The following is a 19715-nucleotide window of genomic DNA, read 5'->3' on the forward strand; positions in this document are numbered from 1 at the left end:
GGAACGGGCAAACCGACCCCCAAAGGCCCAGCGCCCAGCGCAGCGTCACCGCAACGGGCGGGCGGCGGGAAAAACACCTACGTCAGGACCACCCGTCAGGCTTGGCGCTCTGATCCTTCGTCAAGCCGACGCGGTCCAGATTGAAATTGCACGTGTCGCCCGACCCGCAGCTCAGCGCAATCGTGTTGGAGCCCTGATTCAGGTTGACGGTGACGTACGACGTGAACCACTGGTCCCAGTTCCCCTGCTGACCGTAGTCCGCGAGGTTTATCTTCCAGCCCAGCGGCTTGCCGTTGACCAGGACCTCGGAGGTCGCCTTGTTGCCGTCGGCGTTGGCGTAGCGCACCCAGAGGATGTACGAGCCGGCCTGCTGGACCTGGGTGGTCCAGGTGGCGGTCGCGCCCTGGGCGTCCATGCCGTCGACGAAGGCGCCGTTGGGGCCCTGCGCGCCCTTGTGGTTGGTGTTGGTCTCCGCGCCGCCGGAAAGCGTCAGGCTCGCCGCGTACTGCTGCGGCAGGCCCGCGTTGGGGTCGGTGCTCGCCGACGGGGAGGGCTGGGAGTCCGAGGCGTTGGGCGACGGGCTCTGTCCGGCGGCCTGATTGGTCTTGCCGCCGTTGCTGTCGGTGAGCGCCGCGACGGCGATGCCGGCCACGACCACCACGACCACCGCGATCGCGCCGATCATCAGGCCGCGGCGGTTGCCTCCGAGGACGCCCCCGCCGCCGTGCGCGCCGCCGCGCTGCGGCGGCAACTGCCGACCGCCGTACTGGTCCGGCGCCTGCGGCGCCTGCGGTGGCTGCTGCTGCGGGTACGGCTGCGTCTGCTGCGGCGAGGCGCGCCGTTCGCCCACCCGGCCGACCTGGTGGTACGAGGTACGCGAGAGGCCGGGACGGGCGCTCTGCGCGGCCTCGTCGCCTTCCCCGCGGTACAGGTACGCGAACGGGTCGTCGTTCTCGGGCTCTGGCGTGCCGTTGTTGCCGGCCGTCATCCGCTGCTCACTCCCCACTGTGTCCGGCCACCGCGGACCGGACATGTCTTGACCCGCGCGAGCCTACCCCGATCCGCGGCGGCAACGCGTGGGCCGCCGCGGTCCTCGCCACGGTAAGACGGCTCAGCCCGCCCTGCGGTTCGCCTTGGAGCGGGAGCGCTTTTCGACGTACATGCGCTGGTCGGCAGAGTGCAGCACCTCTTCGACGGTCATCCCGCAACCCGCCCAGCCGATGCCGAAGCTCGCGCCGACGCGGACCGCCCGGCCGTCGACCCTGATCGGCGGAATGATCGCGTTCCTCAGCCGCACGGCGAGCTCCTGCGCCCCGTCGCTGTCGAGCCCGTCGGCGAGCACCACGAACTCGTCGCCGCCGAGCCGGGCGACGGTGTCCCCGTCCCGCACGACGCTGGTCAGCCGCCGGGCGACCTCGATCAGGACCGCGTCGCCGGTGTGGTGACCGAATCTGTCGTTGATCGACTTGAAGCCGTCGAGGTCGCAGAAGAGCACGGCGAGCCCCTTGCCGCCGCTGTCCTCGCCGGGGACGAGGTTCGGGTCGACCGCGTGGACGTGGTGGTCGTACGGCTTGCCCGGCGCCATCGGGAAGCTGTAGCCGAACTCCTCGAGCGCCTCCACGTCCTCCAGGTCCTCGTTCGCGACGCCGCCGCGCCCGTCGAGCGCCTTCGGCCGCGAGCAGAGGCGGGCGCTCAGCCGGGCGCGCAGCTCGGCGCTGTTGGGCAGCCCGGTGAGCGAGTCGTGGCTGGCACGGTGGGCGAGCGCCAGCTCGTGCCGCTTGCGCTCCTCGATGTCCTCGACGTGGGTGAGCAGGAAGCGCGGCCCGTCGGTGGTGTCGGCGACCACCGAGTTGCGCAGGCTCACCCACAGGTACGAGCCGTCGCGGCGCGCGAGGCGCAGCTCGGCGCGGCCGCCCTCGGCCGCGGTGCGCAGCAGCAGCCCGATGTCCTCGGGGTGGACGAGGTCGGAGAAGGAGTAGCGCCGCATCACTGCCGCCGGGCGGCCGAGCATCCGGCACAGCGCGTCGTTGGCGCGCAGCAGCCTGCCGTGCTGGTCGCCGCCCATCTCCGCGATGGCCATGCCGCTCGGCGCGTACTCGAACGCCTGCCGGAAGCTCTCCTCGCTCGCCCGCAGCGCCTGCTGCTCCCGTTCCAGACGCACCAGGGCGCGCTGCATGTTGGCGCGCAGCCGGGCGTTGCTGATCGCGATGGCGGCCTGGAAGGAGTACATCTGCAGCGCCTCGCGGGCCCAGGCGCCGGGGCGCCGCCCGTTGCGCGGCCGGTCGACGGAGATGACGCCGATGAGTTCGCCGCCGCCGGCCGGGGTCGCGTACATGGGGGCGAGGAGCCGGTCGTCGGGGTGCCACGCGTCGGGCCTGCTCGGGGCGGGCCCCTCGTTGCGCCAGGTGGGGATGTCGTCGCCGTCGAGCACCCACCCCTCGTCGTGCGGGATGAACCGCAGCGAGCCCCAGCGGTGACCCATGGCCAGCCTCCGCTCCCAGGAGGCGCGTGAGCCGACGCGTCCGGCCATCAGCGCCTCGGCGCCCACGTTGCCTCCGACCGCGGCCACGATGAGATCGCCGTCCGGCCGCACGAGGTTGACGGCCGCCAGCTCATAGCCGAGGCCATTGACGGCGCCGTCGGCGACCGCCTGCAGCGTGTCGGCCAGGGAGCGGGCGGTGTTGAGGTCCGCCACCACCTGGTGCAGCTGGCGCAGGGTCGCGAGGCGGACGTATGGCTCCGACTCGGTGTCCATGTCTCTCCCCCGAGCCTCGACGTTTCGACTCCTGAGATTCGTCCGGGCGATTCCTTGGGTCCTTCGAGATTTCTTATCGTCCGACTGCCACGGCAACTGAATCACAGCGAGCAGCCCGACGGGTACACAGGGTCAACATTTCCACTCCTCTTGTGACTCAAGTCACAGCAGTACGTCGAGGTCCGCGCACGCTCGGTACGTCTCTTGCGGAGAACTTTCCTCGCTTTCCGTACACCTCTTGAAGACGCTTGGTGAAGCTGGCCCGGAGCGTACGACAGATCGCTGTGCGGCACGACCTAGGTCCGGACCTGACCGGTGCCCCGAGGGCCGGTGTTCCGAGGGACTAGGACGGCGGCCCGATGCGCGGGGCCCGCCGGGCCGGTTAGCGTTCAGAACGTGTTTCAGCCCAAGAGCGCGCCGACCGAGGACGAGTTCCGCGCGGCCATGTCACGCCTTGCGTCCGGTGTGACCCTGGTGACCGCGCACGACCCCGAGGAGGGCGTGAGCGGCGAGGACGTCGGGATGACCGCGACCGCGTTCCTCTCGGTCTCTCTGGAACCGCCGATGGTCCTGATCAGCGTGCGCGAGGGCTCCCGCATGGACGAGCTGCTCGAACGACAGCCGCTGTGGGCGGCATCGGTGCTCAGCGAGAGCCAGCGTCACATCGCGGGCCGCTTCGCCATGCGCGGCCGCATCAGCGACCGCCTTCTGTTCGAGGACGTCCCGTACTACCGCGGTGACGTCTCCGGCGCCCCGCTGCTCGGCGGCGCGCTCGCCGTCCTCGAATGCCATACGGCCCAGCGCCTCCAGGCCGGCGACCACACCCTGGTCGTCGCCCACGCCCTGACCGCCCGCACCCCCAGCACGGCAGGCCGCCCGCTGACGTACTTCCGCGGCCGCTACCACCAACTGGGCTGATTCAGGCTCCTACTCCCAGCCGCGCGCTCCGCGGCCGCGCTTGGTCTCGGCGCGCCGCTTCTTCTCCCTCAGCCGCCGCTCGTTGACCCCGCGCGGGATTCTCGTCGGGCGTCGCTGCTTCGGCGGCGGAGCCGTCGCCTCCGCCAGCAGCGCACCGAGCCGCACCGCGGCCGTCTCCCGGTTGCGCCACTGCGAGCGGTGCTCGCTCGCCCGTACGACGAGCACGCCGCCCACCAGCCGCCCCGCGAGCCGTTCCAGCGCACGCTGCTTCCACAGCGGCGGCAGCGACTCCGTGCCTGCCAGGTCGAAGCGGAGTTCCACCTGGCTGTCGCTGGTGTTGACGTGCTGGCCGCCGGGCCCGGACGAGCGTGAGAAACGCCACATGAGCTCGGCCTCCGGGACGGAGACCGAGCCGCGGATGACGACGGGCCCGGACATGCGTTCCATGATCCCGGCCGGCGGCGGTTCCGTCACGGGGTTTTCCGCCGCCTTCCGGCTTCTTCCGGCCGGAGGTCCGCGGCCTACGATTCCGGGGTGATCGACCTCGGCTACGCCCTCTCCCGCCGCTTCCCCGACCCGCCGCAGACCGACTACCGCACCGCGGACGTCCAGGCGCTGCGGCATGACCTGTTCTGCGGCGACGTCTACATTGCGGAGGGCGAGCACGAGCTGTCCACACCCTGGGGATGGGTGCCCGTCCTCGACTTCGCCTGGGCGCTGTGCGACATCACCGAGCGGCTCGACCAGGACCCGCTCGGCAGCCGGGCGTCGCGTCCGCAGCGAGCGGAGCTCGACTTCACCCAGTCGACGGAAATGCTGCGCTTCGAGCGCCGTTTCGGCTGGGTGGAGATCACCGCCGACTGGGCGCCGCGGCTGCCGCCGCTCTCCGTCAACCACGGTGAGCTCAGGCGTGAGGCCCGAGACTTCTTGCACGACCTCGTCGCCGACCTGGTAGACATGCACGACGAACTGGCCGGTAACCCGGTCGTGTGGAACCTGCTGGCCCGCTTTCCGCGTGTATAGCTCCCGGGGGAAGCAGAACCCCCAGCAAACTCAGACACGGTGGACGTAGACGTAGATGCAGAACGAATCCAGGCGCTCGGGTAGAAGGAGCGGCCGCGGGTGCCTGGTGAGCCTGGCCCTCGGGGTCGTGCTCCTTGTCGCTGCCGGGCTCGGTGTCTTCTGGTGGCTGACCAGGCCGCCGGCGCTGCCGCGCATCCCTATCGCCTACCTGCCGACGGTGCAGCAGGCCGCCAAGTCCTGTCCCGAGCTGAGCGTCCCGCTGCTCGCGGCGCAGATCGAGGCGGAGAGCAAGTGGAATCCGCAGGCGGACTCCGGCAAGGCGCAGGGCATCGCCCAGTTCGACCCTACGACGTGGGCCGAGTGGGGCAAGGACTACGCAGGCGACGGCAAGGCCGACGTCTGGGACCCGAAGGACGCGATCCCGACGCAGGGCGCGTACATGTGCCACCTGTTCCAGGTCGTCAAGAACGTGCCGGGCAACCCCACGCAGCTCGCTCTCGCGGCGTACAACGCGGGCCCCAACGCCGTGCTGCAGGCGCAGGGCATCCCGCAGATCAACGAGACGCAGAACTACGTCAACAAGATCGAGCAGCTGATACCGCAGTACACCACGACCTACGCCCAGCAGATCGGCGCGACGACGAGCCCCTCACCGTCGAGCGGGTGACCACGGGTCAGCCGGAGGCGCGTCAGCCGGAGGGCCCGCGCATGTGCTCGCTGATCCACTGCATGGTGCCCTCGGCCATGCCCTTGGTGTAGCTGCGCGCGGTGTGCCGGCCACCATCGATCACCTGCAGCCGGGTGTGGACCGGCCCTACGCCGTACTGCGCGATGAACCTCTTCACCTTCGCCATGTCATAGCGCTCCGTCGAGCCGACCTGGAACCCCAGATAGACGTCGGGCCCTCCGTTGCGGATCAGCTGGTCGGCGAGGTGGCGCGGGTCGTCGGCCTGCATCGCCGCCTCGTTCCCGTGCCACAGCGGCGAGTCCGGCGCGATGTCGGGACCGCTCGCGACCGCGGCCTTGAAGGTCTGCGGGTACCGAAGCACACTCTTGAGCGCGCAGAAGCCGCCGGACGAGGACCCCATGAACCCCCAGCCGTCGCGTGCCCTGAGCGTGCGGAAGTTCTGCCTCACCAGGTCGGGCACGTCCTGGGTGAGCCAGGTGCCCATCTTCTGCTGGCCGGGGATGTCGCTGCAGTCGTGGTAATGCCTGTCCGGGTTGAGCACCGGCATGACGACGATGAACGGCAGGGACGTCCCGTCCCGGGACCAGTTGTAGATCTTCTCCTGGAGTCGCAGATCGGCACCGAACCAGTAGTTGCTGGGATAGCCGAGGCCGCCTGGGAGGGCGATGAGCACCGGAAAGCCCATGGTGGCGTACTTCGGGTCGAAGTACTGAGGCGGCGCCCACACCCATACCCTCCCGGTGAAGCCGGACTTCCTGCCGTGATAGGTGGTCACGCCGATCTTGGTGCTGTCCGCGTCGTCGACCGTGCGCTGCACCGTGAACGACGCGTCGGGCCCGGTCGGCATCTGCGCCGGCGACGACCTGCCGCCCATCGGGCCGGGCCGCGCGGTGTTGGCCGGGGCGTTGAAGGTGACCGGATCCCCCTCGTCGCTGCACCCCGCGACCAGCACCGGACAGACCAAGGCAGCGGCCGCGGCCAGCAAACATTTCATCGCGGATCCCTCCACCGGTTTCCGGCTTCCTCATAACCTGCCCGCATCCGTGCCCGCCATTCGGGATCATGTGGCTATATCCTGATAAACGCCCAAACAGTGCATTTCAACAGGCGGCTGACGGCAGATGGGCTGACGATGGCGGTACGCCGTACGTCGTCCGCCGCCCGACAGGGGAGGAACTCCCGTGACAGCCAGCCTCGACCAGTTGCGCCGCTGCTCAGTCGCCGTGGACCTCGGCGCCGCCAGGACACGGGTCTATCTGAAGGGGACGGGGATCGTCGTCGACGAGCCCAGCGTCGCCGCGGTCGACTGCCGCAGCGGGTCCCTCGTCGCCGTCGGCACCCGAGCCGAACGTATGGCAGGCCGCACGCCCGAGCACATCCAGGTGGTCCGTCCGGTGTCCGGCGGCACTGTCGTCGACATCGGGATGGCGCAACGCATGCTGCGCCATCTGATGGGCGACAAGTTGCGCAACACCTGGCGCCGCAAGCCGGTGCTGCGCGCCGCGGTCTGCACCCCGCACGGCAGCGAGCCGCTCGCCCACCGCGCCGCGATCGAGACGCTCACCGGGCTCGGCGCCCGGCATGTGGAGCTCGTCGACACGCTCATCGCCGCCGCCGTGGGGTGCGGGCTCCCGGTCGAGTACCCGGAGGCGACGATGATCGTGGTGTGCGGGGCCGCGACGACACAGATCGCGGTCCTGTCGCTGGGGTCGATCGTCGCCGCGGAGACGATCCCGGTGGGCGGTGAGGCGATCGACCGCGCCGTCGTGCACTACCTGCGCAACCAGCACGCGCTGATGCTGCCGAGCCAGTCCGTACGGCCGCTGCACACGATGCTCAGCACGCTGGACGACGAGTCGTCAAGCGCCGTCGTGCACGGCATGGACGCGGCGAGCGGCCTGGCCCGCTCGGTACAGGTCGACCCGGAAGGCGTACGGCTTGCCATCCGTCCCCAGCTCAACTCGGTGCTCGACGGCATCCGCGCGGTGCTGCGCCGCTGCCCGCCCGACCTCGTCGCCGACCTGACCGACCGCGGCATCATGCTCGCGGGCGGCAGCGCACTGCTGCCGGGGCTCGACACGATGCTGCGCACGTCGACGGGGGTGCCGGTGAGCATCCCTGAACGCCCGGACATCTGCGCCGTACAGGGCCTCGGCGCGATGGTGGAGGGCAAGGTGCGGCCGATGCCACTGGAGGCGATCGGCTGACCGACGGCGCAGGGTGCGCGGGAGGGCGGGACAGCCCCACCCCGGACGTCGCGCGGGCCGGATGGCACGGCGGGCGTGACGCGCGAAGGCCTTGACGGGCGGCGCAGACACCCGGCATCCACGGTGACCGAGAACATCGGCCCGTCGACCCTCGGCGCGCGGTCGCCGCCGAAGAGGCGTATATTTCCGCGTTCTTCGACCGATGGCTGCGCGGGCGCGACGAGAACGGCTTGCTGGACGGCCCGTCGCTGCGTCATCCAAAGATTTTGCTTCGCACGATACCCGCGTGACCTGCAGCCCGAACACCCGGCCACGGCAACCGCCGAGATCTTCGAGATCAGTACCGCCAACCCCCTGGAGGATCAGAAGGGGTGGCGCCCGCCGCACGGGCCGGTGCGCAGGATGCGCCACCCGCGCGTGCTCTGCGACACCACGCTGCTCGCCGACGGCACCGTGCTCAAGGCCGGCAGCACCGGCGGCTTCGGAGACAACCGCAAGGGGAGCATCCTGCGGGATCCGAAGACCGGCGTCCCGTGGATGACCGTCCATACCGACGCGGAGCGGTACTTCCCGTCGTACCTGTGGCGCGGCCCCCGCCCGGTCATCGAATCCGTGGGGGTGGACGGATACGGGCTCGCCGGAGCGCCCGACGCTGACGTACGGCAGCGTGATCACGCTGGACGTCTCGGGTGAGAGCCTCTACCGCGATGCCCGCGCGGCGCTCATCCGCTTCGGGTGCACGACGCACGGCAATGACATGGACCAGCGCTTCGTGTGGCTCAGGGTGCTCGGCCACCGCCGCGAGGACATCGAGCGCGGCCTGCGCACCCTGCGCGCGCAGATTCCGCAGAACGCGGCGGCGGCGCCTCCCGGCGACTACCAGCTGGTGGTCGTCGGCGGTGAGGGCGTGCCCTCCAGGGGCCGCATCGTGCGCATGACGACCTGACACGCGAACAACCGTTCGCCATCCCCTGGGCGGCGGCGCGGCAGCGCGCTGTGGATGCCGCCCAGGGTATGGCCCTGGCGCATCTCCTGTGACACAAGTGGTGTAACAGGGGGTGGCTTGACTGCGTTCGTGGCCCCGGCGAGCGATCATTGGTTGAGGGAGGCGATGGACGTGGTCACCAGAATCCGACTCCACGGGGGCCCGGGCGACGGGCTCACGCTGGGCATTGTCGTCACCGGCGCCCAGCCGCCCGAGGGCATCCTCTACGACCCCGAGGCGATCACCGTGCAGGACGCCGACGCCCACCAGGCGTGGCCCGAAAGCGCCGCATACTACAAACGCACCGAACACGTCTCCGACGAGCCCTGGAACTACGAGTACCAGAGCGAGGCCACGCCACCACTCGAATAGCCGAACGCCCGTGCCCTCGGTGCCGTCGGTGCCGTGGCTCCGTGTGCCGGTCAGCCCGCCTGTCCGGCGCCTGGCGGAGGCGTCATGACGCAGAAGCTCGCGCCGCCCTTGTCGCGCGCGACGGCGAAGCGGCCGAAGGGCGCGTCCTGCGGCTGCACCAGGATCTGCCCGCCCAGCTCCCCGATCTTCGCCACGGCCGCGTCGGTGTCGGCGACGACGAAGTAGGTGTTCCAGAACGAGGGCGTGCCCTGCGGGATCATCTCCGGCTGCGCGCCGATCCCGCCCACCATGTCCCCTCCGGCCTTGCAGACGACGTAGTCGGGCAGGGTCATCCCCTGCGGCTCCTCGTACTCGTAGCCGAAGACCTGCTGGTAGAAGTCGCGAGTGCGGGCCGGGTCAGTGGAGAGGTTCTCGTTCCAGACGATGGTGCCCGGCTCGTTGACCAGGCCCGCGCCGCGGTGCGCGTTTCCCTGCCAGATCCCGAAGACGGCCCCGGCCGCGTCGGTGGCGATGGCCATCCGGCCCTGCTCCATGACGTCCATCGGCCCCATCATCACGGTGCCGCCCGCTGCGCCGATCTTCCGCACGGTCTCGTCGGCGTCATCGGCCCACAGATACGTCGTCCACGCAGGCGGCGACGGCTGGTCGGCCATCGCCGGCGCGAGCCCGGCGACCATCTCCCCCTTCAGCTTGGCGAGGGTGTAATGGCCGGTCTGCTCGCCGGTGTCTTCGTACTCCCAGCCGAACAGCGCCGCGTAGAACTGCTTGGCTTCGCCGAGGTCCGGTGCCGTCACGTCGATCCAACACGGCGTGCCGTTGCTGTAAGAGGTCTTCTTGGGCATGGCCACCAGCTTTCTCACGCCTGGTCCGGGCGGCAACCGCACATGGACCGCTCGGGTCACGCGCCGTCAGCCGCCGGGCCGTCAGCCGTCGAGCAGCCGTTCCAGAGTGGCCAGCCCGGTCAGGACGGCTGCCCGCTCGTCGTCGGTGCCCGGCGCAGTGCGGCCTCCAGCGGCTGCAACCGTGAGCCGGGAAGGTGCTGTTCGAGCCAGTCGAGCACGGGCGCGGGCCGAAGGCCGGCCGTCACCCCGCAGCGGGCCCGGCGGCGTCCTGTGTGATCATCGAGTGCAGGCGCTCGGCCGTGACCCGGCCGAACGCCGGGTCATTGATGTGCGTGTCGAGTTCGACGACGTCCACCCCGCTGCCGCGCAGGCTGCCCCGGAGCGCCGCGAACAGCGCCTCGTCGGTCGCCGGCTCGCGGTACGGGCCGCCCGGTCCGCCCAGGGTCGACAGGCCGCGGCGGGGTATGTACACGGCGGTCGGCCCGGTCGCCTCCCGCAGCTTCGCCGCGACCCGCCGCCCCAGCTCCTCGCATTCCTCCACCGTGGTGCGGATGACCGTGATCGAAGGGTTGTGCACCCGTACACGGCGGTCACGGAAGCGCTCGGGGAGCGAGTCGAGCGGCCCGAACTTGACCATGTCCAGCGCACCCAGGCTCACCACCTGCGGAACCCCCTTGCGCCCGGCGGCTCGCAGCCGGTCCGGCCCTGCGGTGAGGATGCCGCCCACCAGGTCGTCGGCGAGCTCACTCAGCGTCAGATCGAGCACGCCGGCGAAGAGGCCCTGGCCGGCCAGCATCTCCAACGACCTACCGCCGGAACCGGAGACATGGAAGACGAGCACCTCGTAGCCGAGTTCGGTCAGCCGCTCGCGCGCCGCGTCGACCCCCGGCGTCGTCACGCCCGCCATCGTCGTCGCCACCAGGGGCTTGCCGCCCCCCACGAGATCCACCGACCGCTCGGCACGGGGCGCGGCCGCGTACCCCTTCGCCATCCCGGCGATCGCGTCGGCGGCATTGGCGAGTATGGGCGCCGACACCCTGTTGACGCCCGCGATGTCGACAATGCTGTACATCATCGCGAGGTCGGCGGAGCCCACGTACGGTGAGACGTCACCGGCAGCCATCGACGAGACCATCAGCTTGGGCACGCCCAGCGGCAGCGCCCGCATCGCCCGCGTCGCGATCGAGGTGCCGCCGCTGCCGCCGATGGCCAGCACGCCGTGCAGCCGCCCCTGCGCGTGCAGCCGGACGATCGTCTCGGCCGCGCCGCGTGCCATCGCCGTGACCGCCGCACCCCGGTCGCCGTCCGCCCGCAACCACCCCGGCGTCGACGAGCAGGACCCCCACCCCCAGATGCCGCAGGCGCTCCTGCAGCCAGCCGTACTCCTCCCCTTTGGTGTCAAGCGTTCCCACCAGCACGACTGTCGGTATCGGTATCGGTATCGGCATGGCTCGTAGTGTTGGGCAGGCGCCGAGGGCCGACAAGGCCGCGTGCGACGAAACCGGGCATTCGGCAGATCGAGTGATATGCACCCGCTCGTGGCGGGTAGGAATCCGTTATGTCCGAGCAGCTTCACATCGAACCACTGGGCGATCACGAATATCTGCTGCGCGCCCGCGAGACGCGCGGAACGGTCGTGTCGCGCTTCCAGGCCAACCCGTCGGTCCTCGAGGAGCTGCACGTCCCCGAGGCCGAGGAGCAGCGGGTGGTGAACGAGACCGCCGCCTTCCTCGCCGAGCGGCAGCCGCTCATCGACCTCCCGCAGATGGTCGACCTCGAAGACGTCGCGGCCGCCTACAGCGACTACGTGGACGTACTGAGCCGCCGCCTCACCGACCGCTGAGTCCTTCCGCCGATAGCCGCTGGCCTTGACGCCCAGGTCAAGGTCTACCGTCATGGGTGTCGAAGCGGAGCGGCACGGAAGGGGTGGGACATGCGGATCGGCGAGCTTGCCGAACGGGCGGGTACGACCACCCGCGCGCTGCGGTACTACGAGGCCCGCGGCCTGCTGACCTCCCGCCGCACTGGAAACGGCTACCGCTCCTACGACGAGGACGATCTGCGTCTGCTGCGGCAGATCAAGACGCTGCAGGACTTCGGCTTCGAGCTGGAGGAGACCAGGCCCTTCGTGGAGTGCCTGCGCACCGGCCACCCCGAGGGCGACTCGTGCCCCGCCTCGCTCGACGTCTACCGGCGCAAGCTGGCCGAACTCGACGACTGCATCGCGCAGCTTCAACAGGTGCGGGAGCGCATCGGCGCCCGGCTGGCCCAGGCGGAGCTCGAAGCCGAGGCCGGCGTGCCGGGCGGCCCCGAGCCGCGGTGCGAGCTTGTGCCGCACGAACCCTGAGACTTGCGCAGAGGACAAGCAGAGGAGCATCATCATGCGCCAGATGTTGGCAGGAACACGCCAAAACCAGCTTCCCCGGGTCACGGACGCGACCTTCACCACAGAAGTCCTGGAGGCGGAGCTTCCGGTGCTCGTGGACTTCACCGCCGCGTGGTGCGGCCCGTGCCGGATGATCACGCCCGTGCTCGCGGAGATCGCGCAGGAGGAGGCCGGCCGCCTGAAGGTGGTCCGACTCGATGTGGACACCAATCCCGGCACTCAGGCCGCATACGGAGTCCTGTCGATGCCGACGCTGATGGTCTTCCGTGGCGGCGAGCCGGTGATGTCCGTCGTCGGTGCCCGCCCCAAGCGCCGGCTGCTCAAGGAGCTCGCCGATGTGATCTGACGTCTGCGAGGCCGTCCTCCCTGCGCACCGCAAGCACGGCCGCATCGTCGCGCGCCCGGGGTCCGGCGTACTCTCGTACGTCGGCGAGCAGGCGGTTCACCAGCACCTCCGGGTCGTGGTCGCCGCACGTGCGCGCGATACCGGCGAGCCGCTCCGACGGCGGGGGTGCGCCTGTCGTGCGCAGCCGGGAGGCGGTGTGCACGATGGGTGGAGGAGTGCGCCTCCCGCTACCTTGCGGCGCGCGGCCCGGCCGGGATCGGCGGCGACTGGTTCGACGTCATACCCTGTCCAGCGCCCGTCTGGCCCTGGTGGTCGGCGACGTGACCGAACGCGGCATCGACGCCATCGCCCGTGTGGGACGGCTGCGTACGGTGATTCGCACCTTGGCCGGCATGGACCTGCCCCCGGACGAGGTGCTGGCGCACATCGACCTCCATCGTCGGCCGGGCGGCCGAAGTGCAGCAGGCGGCCGGTGAGCCGGTCACCGAGGTGGGCACCAGCTGCCTGTATGCGGGGTACGACCCGGTCTCCGCCCCGATCCGCGTCGCCTGCGCGGGCCATCCCGCCGGTTCCCGCCCGGGTCACCCGGCCCGGCTCCTCGATGTTCCGATCGGTCCACCGCTCGGCCTGGGCGGCCTGTCCTTCGAGGCGACCGAGACGGACCTGCCCGACGGCAGCACCCGCTACACCCCCACCCGCAAGACGATCTGGGCGGAACAGGCAACGGCGCCACACTGACCAGGGCGAGCGCGGTGACGCAGGCAGCCCGAGCGCGGCGTGTAGGTCGGCCTCGGGAAGCGGCCGACGCGCCCGGGCCGTGCCAAGAAGGCACTGGAACTGACGCTACGTCATGCTGCCGCGCTCGGGAGCCGCGCATCGACATCGAGCACATTCTGCTCGGCCTGCTCGCGGAGGGCGAAGGCGTCGCGATCCAGGTCCTGTCGGAGCTCGATGTGGACACGGAGTCGCTGCGCCAGGCGATCCTCGACCGCGCGAGCGCAAGCCTCGTAACCCCCGTCGTGAACGTGCGTCGCGCCACCCGGTGGACGGGCGAGGCACTTGACCTCATCACCGGCGCCGCCTCGGCGGGCGACATCCTCGCCGAGCTCGTCGTGGGAGCCGAACGCCCCTCCCCTCGGCGGGTCGGGGCCGCTGATCGCCGGACTCCGCGAGTTCACCCGAATGGCGCACACCCATGGCATCCACACCATCGGCGCCGCGCTCGCGCCCTTCGCTCCGCCCGCCGGGTGGTCGTCCCGCTTGAGCCACCGCACGGGAGAATCCCCTGAGCGGGATGCTGCGGGTTTGCCCTGAGGAGTGAACTCGTGCACCGTTGCCAGGCGCCCCTCCGCACGCCGCGGGGGCGGGGCCGGCCTCGCCATGGGGCCACCCAAGTCCATATCGCCTACCGAGATCACCGCTTATGAGTGCAGATACCGACATACCGCCCATTGCACGCACGGCGATGGCCTTGACGGCGTTGTGTGGCTCCGCTCGGCGGATGTCTTCATGAGCGCGCCCGCGGCAGCCGGGGCGCCAGGCCACGCCACGGGGCCGGTGCGTGCCGAGCGGACGGAGCCGGGTGGTCACGGTGGATCGCGGCCGCCGCTGCCGTCGCTGACCGGGTTGCGATGGCTGGCGGCGCTGCTCGTCTTCGGCCTGCACATCGACCTTGCCGGTTATTTCGGCGGCAGGGGCGGCAAGGTGGCGTCGTGGGCTTTCGCTTCGGGCGACACCGGAGTGTCGTTCTTCTTCATCCTGTCCGGCTTCATCCTGATGTGGTCGGCCAGACCACAGGACCGGGCCACCCGCTTCTGGAGGCGGCGGATCGCCCGCATCTACCCGGTCCACCTGGTCACTGCCGGTCTCGCGCTGCTGATGGCGTACACCGTCATGCCGTACATGAAACCGACCGGGCAGGAGACGGTCGCCAACCTGCTGCTGGTCCACTCCTGGACGTACTCCTGGCGCGAGACGCTCAACCCGGTCAGCTGGTCACTGGCGTGCGAGGCCTTCTTCTACGCGCTCTTCCCGCTCATTGCCTTTCTGCTGCGCCACAGCTCCGCACGAGCCGCCGCGGCGATCGCCGGCCTCAGCGCGCTGGCCGCCGTGTTCATGCCCTTCGTCAACACGCAGTTCGGCCTCGGCTGGAACGACTACTACTATCCGCCGGCCCGACTGCCCGAATTCGTCCTGGGCGTTGCTCTCGCCCGCCTGATGCTCCTCGACCGCTGGCGCGGTCCGGGCCTGAAGACGTCGCTGGCGATCACAGTCGTCGGATACTTCCTCGCACCCGAGCTCGGCGGCGACCACCATGCCGTCGGCCCGCTGCTCGGCTTCGCCCTGCTGATCCCGGCTGCCGCCCGCGCCGACCTCACCGGCGCCGCGTCGCTGTGGCGACGCCCCGTGCTCGTGCGGCTCGGCGAGCTGTCCTTCGCCTTCTACATGATCCACCTGCTGGCGATCCGCTTCGGCGAGCGCCTGTTCCACGCGTACTCCCCGCGCCTGCCGGTCCTGTCCGCGCTCGGCGCCACCGCTGCCGCGCTGGCCGCATCCCTCGCCTTGTCCTGGCTGCTGTACGCGGGAGTGGAACGCCCGGGACGGAGGCTGCTACTGCTCCGCGGGCGACGCAGCCCCGCTGACTCCCCGGCAACCGCTGCCCGGGCGGACCGGTCCCGAGGCTGACCCGGCAGCGGGTCTGGTCCCGCATCTTGGGATTGGCCAAGAAGTCTTCTAAAGTCGGGAACCCATCGGCACCTCACCCCGTCTTCGACGTATTGAGCATCCTATGATCCAGTTCAGGGCCACCCTCATGCCTCCGGCAGAAGGAGTCCTCCAGTGAAACGCCCTGCCAGACCGCCCTCTCGCGCACGGATACGGCCGGGGGACGTCCGCTGATGGCTCGGTATCTACTGGTCGTGGCGAGCATGGCGGTCTGGGCGTGCGCGCTCGTCGACTGCCTTGCCACGCCTCGGCACCAGGTACGGCAGCTACCCAAGGCCGTGTGGCTCGTGTTCATCGCGGCCTTCGGAATGGTGCTGGCCGGTCCGCTCGCCTGGTTCGCCGCCGGCCGCCCGCGCGCTGATGCGGCAGGCGGGGGCGCGGGCCTGCACGTTCGGGAAGATCCCATCGACGAACCGGCCCACTGGATTCCGCCGGACGACAACCTCGCATTCCTGCACTCGCTGGAGGAGCGGCTGCGCCGTCGGCAGAGCGGCGGCACCGACGACGCCCCCTCCGCCGTGTAGCGCCGGGCAACGCGACAGGCGCGCCCCGCCCGGAGCCGACCCGGGCGGGGCGAACGTTTCTGCGCTGGCTTGCGTCAGCCCTGGCCTGTGTCAGCCCTGGCTGTCGCACCACGGGACGTAGCCGTTGGTATTGACATAGTGGGCGGAGACCCAACCCTGGTTGTTGGTCAGCTGATACCAGCGGTTGTTTCCTCCGATGTTGGTGCCCTCCGACTTGCACGCGATCCAGATGCTTGTGCCGTTGCCGAGCGAGCTGCTGATCCAGTGGTCGGTCCCGGGGCCATAGCGGACGTTCAGCGGAGCGGGGGTCACCACGCTCCCCTGCACCGCCGCATAGGGCTGGGCGGAGTCAGCCTGCGCGCCGACGGCCCCCGCTACCACACCGGCGGCGACACCGCCGGTGAGCAGGACCGCGGCGGCCGCCCTACCGATGGAGTGACGATTCATCATGACGCCTTCTTCCCGCAATACAGATACATGCGATGGGATTTGATGGTTTGTCTGTATTGCTGTGAAGAGTCTGCCCATGTCGATATCCGCGCCACGCCACACGATCAGGCGAACAATAGGCCAGCCTGCTTGACAAGCACATAGCAGTACCATAGGCAGAGCGACCCGCCCGACCGCGGGGGCCTGTCAGAGGATGACGGTCACGTGGAGCCGCCGCCAGTAGGATCCGGGCGACGGCCGAAGTCACAGGTCCGTGTGCGCAGCCGGCGTCCGCTTGGCGGTCAGCCGCCCGGCGGACGACCCGGCCGGACTACCCCCGGCTGCGCGGCGAGGTCGACGACATCCTCCGGGTGACCACGACCGACCTCCAGCCACGCCCACCCCGTTGCCGGTATCGCCGAGACCCGCGCCCGCGTCCTGCTCGCCCATGTCGCCGTCGAACTCACCCGCCACCCCGCACTGCGCCACCGCGGCATCGACGCCATGACCGAGCACGACCGCACGTCGGACATGATCGCCTGCCGGGCCGAGCCGGGCCGGGGAGCGGGACGCTGCGGGTGGCCAGGGCCTGATCTGCTGTTCACCCTGGCCGATCTGGCCCCGCCCGCGGACCTCGCAGGAGCATCACCAGCGTCAGGCGAATGATCGCTCAACCGGCCAGCAGCTGGCCGATCGCCACCAGGCCCACCACGACGATCACTGCCCGCAGCACGGTGGACGACAGCCTGCGGCCCAGACGAGCCCCCGCCTGGCCACCGATGACAGAACCGGCGGCGATCAGAAGCACCGCCGACCAGTCGAAGTGGGCCACGAAGAGGAAGACCACGGCCGCAACAGCGTTGACCAGCAGGGCCAGGACGTTCTTGACAGCGTTGATCCGCTGGAGATCCTCGTGCAGGACCGCACCGAGCAGTCCGAGCAGCAGCACACCCTGCGCGGCGCCGAAGTACCCCCCGTACACTCCGGTGGTGAACACCCCGGCGCTGAGGATCGCGCTCGTGCGCGCCCCTGCCGCACCACCGGGCCGCGCGGCGACTCTGCGTGCGAGGCGCGGCTGAAGCATCACCAGGACCAGCGCCATCGCGATGAACACCGGAACGACCGTTGCGAAGATCCCCGCGGGCAGGGTCAGCAGCAGGGCCGCGCCGACGACGCCACCGGTCAAGGCGGCCACACCCAGCCGGAGCAGCAGCGTGCGCAGGCCCGCAAGTTCACGGCGATAGCCGACGACGGCGCTGACCGACCCCGGCACCAGGCCGAGGGTGTTGGAGACATTGGCGGCAACGGGCGGCACGCCCACGGCAAGCAGTACCGGAAAGGTGAGGAGCGTCCCGGAGCCGACGACAGCATTGATCGTTCCAGCCCCTGTGCCCGCCACGAAGACGGCACACGTGTCCCATATCGTCATGTGTTCATCCCACCATCGTGCTCCGGTCCGGCTGGTACCGGTCGCTGGTGTAAGGCTGAAGAACCGTAGACGCTGGGCCTGCGAGGGATGCGTCGGCCATGGCGGATCAGTGCTGCGGCTATGCCGATGAACGCGAGACCGGTCAGGGAGAGTCGGGCGCGCACACCGAGACCGCCAACGGCGAAGGCAGACAAGCGCGGTTACCGCCGCGCGGGCGGCTCGCCCTGACGCGGCTGACCACTCTCACCAGCAGCCTGCCCGCCGCCCGTGCCTGGGCAACGTGGGTGGCGCGAGTGGCGCGAGTGGCGTCGCAACCGTGCCGTGCCGTCCGGCATCCGCGGCGAGGCGAACCACCCTTGCGAGACAATGACCGCCGTGAATGACACGGTCGCGGTTGCCCTGATCACCTCCCTGTCAACGCTGACCGCTGCAGGGCTGGCGGGTTCGGTCTCGGCCTGGACGGCCAATAAGCAACTACGACATCAGGCATTGCTCGCTCGTGAGGAACGCGCCGAGCAGCGTGCGACCGACCACAGGCAGATGCGCCGCGAGGCGTATGAGCGGTTCCTGTCTCATGCTGATGCTGCCTACCGGGTGCTGGACGAGAGGTGGTTGGCCCGGCTGCCGGCTGAGTCACAGCACGGCGGATCGGGGTTCGCTGCGCGCCGGGCGTTGGATGAGGCTTACATCCGGGTGCGGTTGGTGGGACCGGAAGACGTCGCAGAGCGGGGAGCTGCGGTAGTGCGCGGCATAGGGAACGAGTTCCACCAGCACGCGCGCGTCGTGAACTCTCATCCGGACACCGAGGACTGCGTAGTTGACCTCGACCCATCGGCCCGGGCGCAAGCGCTCCGTGTTCGAGGTGCCACTACCGGGGAGTTCGTTGCCGCAGCACGTCGAGCGCTTGGAGGTGAATTCTCACTGAGTCCTGACGTGCCCGCCGAGGAACCGCGCCCCCGCCGCTGAGCTCCCGCACTCGTGGCCAGGGAGAGATCCGGGACATGAGTGAAGCGGCGGCGTTCCACTTCACGGCGGGCTGGTGCGAGCTCGCCTTGGGCGAGGGTCCGCAGCGGCGCGCTTACCGGGCGGCCGGGATCAACGACGCCTCGAGGCGCCTGGCTCAGGCCGTCGCGGCGCTCGCCCGCCCGGAGCCCGAGACGCGCCTACGGGCGGTGCTGTGGGGCGACGAGCCAGGCGGGGTCTGCCTGGCCTTCGTCTCGGTCGCACCGGATCACCTTGCGCTGGTGGTGCACACGCCGGCGATCCCGAACCGGATTGTCGGCACCGCGGCGGAGTTGATGCCGGTGCGGGGCGAGGTGATGCTGAAGCGTCTGGCGCCGCGCCGCGGGCTCGTCGAGGCCTTCTTGCGCGGCTTCACCGCGGTCGGTGCCCGGACTTGGGCGGGTGGCGCGCTCGTGGGCAGGCAGCGTCGGCAACTGTGAAACTCACTCTTTCAGTGAAGCCGCCGTGCACACGCTCGTCGCCTCCACTCCTGCGGCCACGACTCACCGCACAGTGGAGACATGAACGCAGACGACAGGAACGCAGACGACGGGAACGCTCTGGCCCTGGCACGCGTGGCGACCAGGCTTCCGGCCCAGGACCTGGACCGGGCGCGGCGCTTCTACTCCGAGCAGCTCGCTCTGGAACCCGTCGATGAACGGCCCGGCGGGCTGCTGTACCGGTGCGGAGGCGCGGAGTTCGTACTGTTCCGGTCGACGGGAGTCTCTCCCGGCACTTTCACTCAGATGGCCTGGGAGGTCGACGACCTCAAGGCAGTTGTGTCGGAACTCAAACGGCGGGGCGTCGTGTTCGAAGAGGTCGACGTACCTGGGTTTCGAACGAGGAACGGGATCGCCGAGATCGAAGGGAACTACCCGAGCAAGGGCGCACGGGGCGAACGCGGTGCCTGGTTCCGTGACAGCGAGGGAAACATGCTGGGCATCGGCGAACCGGTCGTCTGAGGAGAGACCCCGATCGGTGCCGCACCCGGATGGGTGCTGTCTCAGCGAAGGTCAACCGATCCCAATCCGACCTCAAAACGGCCACCAACGGATCAGCCGGTCGGGAGACGGGTCCGCGCATGG

25 protein-coding genes and 1 pseudogene are annotated in these 19715 nt (G+C 70.1%); 18 read left to right on the plus strand and 8 right to left on the minus strand.

What is annotated here, in order from left to right; translation table 11 throughout:
• Nucleotides 1-82: 82 nt before the first annotated feature.
• Both NGB36_RS26115 and cdgB read right to left on the minus strand, forming a co-directional pair.
• Nucleotides 83-988, minus strand: coding sequence for a CBM35 domain-containing protein (locus tag NGB36_RS26115; protein WP_255922977.1), 906 nt, complete (start codon nucleotides 986-988; stop codon nucleotides 83-85).
• 123 nt (nucleotides 989-1111) lie between these two features.
• The gene (gene cdgB, locus NGB36_RS26120) at nucleotides 1112-2755 is read right to left on the minus strand and encodes a diguanylate cyclase CdgB (protein WP_255922978.1); all 1644 of its coding nucleotides are present in this window, start codon (nucleotides 2753-2755) and stop codon (nucleotides 1112-1114) included.
• 444 nt (nucleotides 2756-3199) lie between these two features.
• On the opposite strand from cdgB, the gene NGB36_RS26125 reads away from it, so the two are divergent.
• On the plus strand, nucleotides 3200-3673 hold the full coding sequence (locus NGB36_RS26125; protein ID WP_255923055.1) for a flavin reductase family protein: 474 nt from the start codon (nucleotides 3200-3202) through the stop codon (nucleotides 3671-3673).
• A gap of 9 nt (nucleotides 3674-3682) precedes the next feature.
• Here NGB36_RS26125 and arfB read toward each other — a convergent pair whose 3' ends face one another.
• Nucleotides 3683-4120, minus strand: coding sequence for an alternative ribosome rescue aminoacyl-tRNA hydrolase ArfB (gene arfB, locus NGB36_RS26130; RefSeq protein WP_255923056.1), 438 nt, complete (start codon nucleotides 4118-4120; stop codon nucleotides 3683-3685).
• Nucleotides 4121-4207: 87 nt separating this feature from the next.
• Here arfB and NGB36_RS26135 point away from each other — a divergent pair, with 87 nt between their 5' ends.
• Entirely contained in the window at nucleotides 4208-4696 is a 489-nt protein-coding gene (locus NGB36_RS26135; RefSeq protein WP_255922979.1) for a hypothetical protein, read from the plus strand.
• A gap of 106 nt (nucleotides 4697-4802) precedes the next feature.
• Nucleotides 4803-5363: a lytic transglycosylase domain-containing protein gene (locus NGB36_RS26140; protein WP_255922980.1), complete on the plus strand. Its 561-nt coding sequence runs from the start codon at nucleotides 4803-4805 to the stop codon at nucleotides 5361-5363.
• Nucleotides 5364-5385: 22 nt separating this feature from the next.
• Here NGB36_RS26140 and NGB36_RS26145 read toward each other — a convergent pair whose 3' ends face one another.
• The gene (locus NGB36_RS26145) at nucleotides 5386-6378 is read right to left on the minus strand and encodes an alpha/beta hydrolase (RefSeq protein WP_255922981.1); all 993 of its coding nucleotides are present in this window, start codon (nucleotides 6376-6378) and stop codon (nucleotides 5386-5388) included.
• Between the two features lie 187 nt (nucleotides 6379-6565).
• Between NGB36_RS26145 and NGB36_RS26150 the strand changes: the two genes are divergently transcribed.
• The 4 genes from NGB36_RS26150 to NGB36_RS26165 all read left to right on the plus strand — a co-directional run bounded on the left by NGB36_RS26150 (nucleotide 6566) and on the right by NGB36_RS26165 (nucleotide 8948).
• Nucleotides 6566-7591, plus strand: a complete 1026-nt coding sequence (locus NGB36_RS26150) for a rod shape-determining protein (protein ID WP_255922982.1) — start codon at nucleotides 6566-6568, stop codon at nucleotides 7589-7591.
• Between the two features lie 402 nt (nucleotides 7592-7993).
• Nucleotides 7994-8284 carry a hypothetical protein gene (locus NGB36_RS26155; protein WP_255922984.1) on the plus strand — a complete coding sequence of 97 codons (291 nt, stop codon included), beginning with the start codon at nucleotides 7994-7996 and terminating at the stop codon, nucleotides 8282-8284.
• The gene (locus tag NGB36_RS26160; RefSeq protein WP_255922986.1) at nucleotides 8259-8537 is read left to right on the plus strand and encodes a galactose oxidase early set domain-containing protein; all 279 of its coding nucleotides are present in this window, start codon (nucleotides 8259-8261) and stop codon (nucleotides 8535-8537) included. The genes NGB36_RS26155 and NGB36_RS26160 overlap by 26 nt, the downstream gene beginning before the upstream one ends.
• A gap of 165 nt (nucleotides 8538-8702) precedes the next feature.
• On the plus strand, nucleotides 8703-8948 hold the full coding sequence (locus NGB36_RS26165; RefSeq protein WP_255923057.1) for a hypothetical protein: 246 nt from the start codon (nucleotides 8703-8705) through the stop codon (nucleotides 8946-8948).
• Nucleotides 8949-8998: 50 nt separating this feature from the next.
• Here the strand turns inward: NGB36_RS26165 and NGB36_RS26170 are convergent, their stop codons facing one another.
• Together NGB36_RS26170 and NGB36_RS26175 are read right to left on the minus strand one after the other, a co-directional pair.
• Nucleotides 8999-9790, minus strand: a complete 792-nt coding sequence (locus NGB36_RS26170; RefSeq protein ID WP_255922987.1) for a VOC family protein — start codon at nucleotides 9788-9790, stop codon at nucleotides 8999-9001.
• 241 nt (nucleotides 9791-10031) lie between these two features.
• Nucleotides 10032-11220 (minus strand): annotated as a pseudogene (locus NGB36_RS26175) (Tm-1-like ATP-binding domain-containing protein).
• 128 nt (nucleotides 11221-11348) lie between these two features.
• On the opposite strand from NGB36_RS26175, the gene NGB36_RS26180 reads away from it, so the two are divergent.
• From NGB36_RS26180 to NGB36_RS26215, 8 genes are all read left to right on the plus strand, one after another.
• Complete coding sequence (locus NGB36_RS26180; RefSeq protein WP_255922988.1) at nucleotides 11349-11633, plus strand: hypothetical protein; 285 nt, start codon at nucleotides 11349-11351, stop codon at nucleotides 11631-11633.
• Between the two features lie 90 nt (nucleotides 11634-11723).
• Nucleotides 11724-12137: a MerR family transcriptional regulator gene (locus tag NGB36_RS26185; protein ID WP_255922989.1), complete on the plus strand. Its 414-nt coding sequence runs from the start codon at nucleotides 11724-11726 to the stop codon at nucleotides 12135-12137.
• Between the two features lie 34 nt (nucleotides 12138-12171).
• Entirely contained in the window at nucleotides 12172-12522 is a 351-nt protein-coding gene (trxA, locus tag NGB36_RS26190) for a thioredoxin (RefSeq protein WP_372509534.1), read from the plus strand.
• A 320-nt stretch (nucleotides 12523-12842) separates the two neighbouring features.
• The gene (locus NGB36_RS33505; RefSeq protein WP_255922990.1) at nucleotides 12843-12998 is read left to right on the plus strand and encodes a SpoIIE family protein phosphatase; all 156 of its coding nucleotides are present in this window, start codon (nucleotides 12843-12845) and stop codon (nucleotides 12996-12998) included.
• Nucleotides 12979-13260, plus strand: a complete 282-nt coding sequence (locus NGB36_RS26200) for a SpoIIE family protein phosphatase (RefSeq protein WP_255922991.1) — start codon at nucleotides 12979-12981, stop codon at nucleotides 13258-13260. The genes NGB36_RS33505 and NGB36_RS26200 overlap by 20 nt, the downstream gene beginning before the upstream one ends.
• A gap of 14 nt (nucleotides 13261-13274) precedes the next feature.
• Nucleotides 13275-13811, plus strand: coding sequence for a Clp protease N-terminal domain-containing protein (locus NGB36_RS33510; protein WP_308288929.1), 537 nt, complete (start codon nucleotides 13275-13277; stop codon nucleotides 13809-13811).
• A 220-nt stretch (nucleotides 13812-14031) separates the two neighbouring features.
• On the plus strand, nucleotides 14032-15207 hold the full coding sequence (locus NGB36_RS26210; protein ID WP_255922993.1) for an acyltransferase family protein: 1176 nt from the start codon (nucleotides 14032-14034) through the stop codon (nucleotides 15205-15207).
• A 212-nt stretch (nucleotides 15208-15419) separates the two neighbouring features.
• On the plus strand, nucleotides 15420-15770 hold the full coding sequence (locus NGB36_RS26215) for a PLD nuclease N-terminal domain-containing protein (protein WP_255922994.1): 351 nt from the start codon (nucleotides 15420-15422) through the stop codon (nucleotides 15768-15770).
• 90 nt (nucleotides 15771-15860) lie between these two features.
• Here the strand turns inward: NGB36_RS26215 and NGB36_RS26220 are convergent, their stop codons facing one another.
• Together NGB36_RS26220 and NGB36_RS26225 are read right to left on the minus strand one after the other, a co-directional pair.
• Complete coding sequence (locus tag NGB36_RS26220) at nucleotides 15861-16220, minus strand: hypothetical protein (protein ID WP_255922995.1); 360 nt, start codon at nucleotides 16218-16220, stop codon at nucleotides 15861-15863.
• A gap of 649 nt (nucleotides 16221-16869) precedes the next feature.
• Nucleotides 16870-17628 carry a sulfite exporter TauE/SafE family protein gene (locus tag NGB36_RS26225; RefSeq protein WP_255922996.1) on the minus strand — a complete coding sequence of 253 codons (759 nt, stop codon included), beginning with the start codon at nucleotides 17626-17628 and terminating at the stop codon, nucleotides 16870-16872.
• Between the two features lie 375 nt (nucleotides 17629-18003).
• On the opposite strand from NGB36_RS26225, the gene NGB36_RS26230 reads away from it, so the two are divergent.
• From NGB36_RS26230 to NGB36_RS26240, 3 genes are all read left to right on the plus strand, one after another.
• The gene (locus NGB36_RS26230; protein ID WP_255922997.1) at nucleotides 18004-18594 is read left to right on the plus strand and encodes a hypothetical protein; all 591 of its coding nucleotides are present in this window, start codon (nucleotides 18004-18006) and stop codon (nucleotides 18592-18594) included.
• 35 nt (nucleotides 18595-18629) lie between these two features.
• Nucleotides 18630-19070, plus strand: coding sequence for a hypothetical protein (locus NGB36_RS26235; RefSeq protein WP_255922998.1), 441 nt, complete (start codon nucleotides 18630-18632; stop codon nucleotides 19068-19070).
• An 81-nt stretch (nucleotides 19071-19151) separates the two neighbouring features.
• The gene (locus NGB36_RS26240) at nucleotides 19152-19592 is read left to right on the plus strand and encodes a VOC family protein (RefSeq protein WP_255922999.1); all 441 of its coding nucleotides are present in this window, start codon (nucleotides 19152-19154) and stop codon (nucleotides 19590-19592) included.
• The last annotated feature ends 123 nt before the right edge of the window (nucleotides 19593-19715 follow it).

Source organism: Streptomyces humicola, from assembly GCF_024436035.1.
GTDB lineage: Bacteria > Actinomycetota > Actinomycetes > Streptomycetales > Streptomycetaceae > Streptantibioticus_B > Streptantibioticus_B humicola.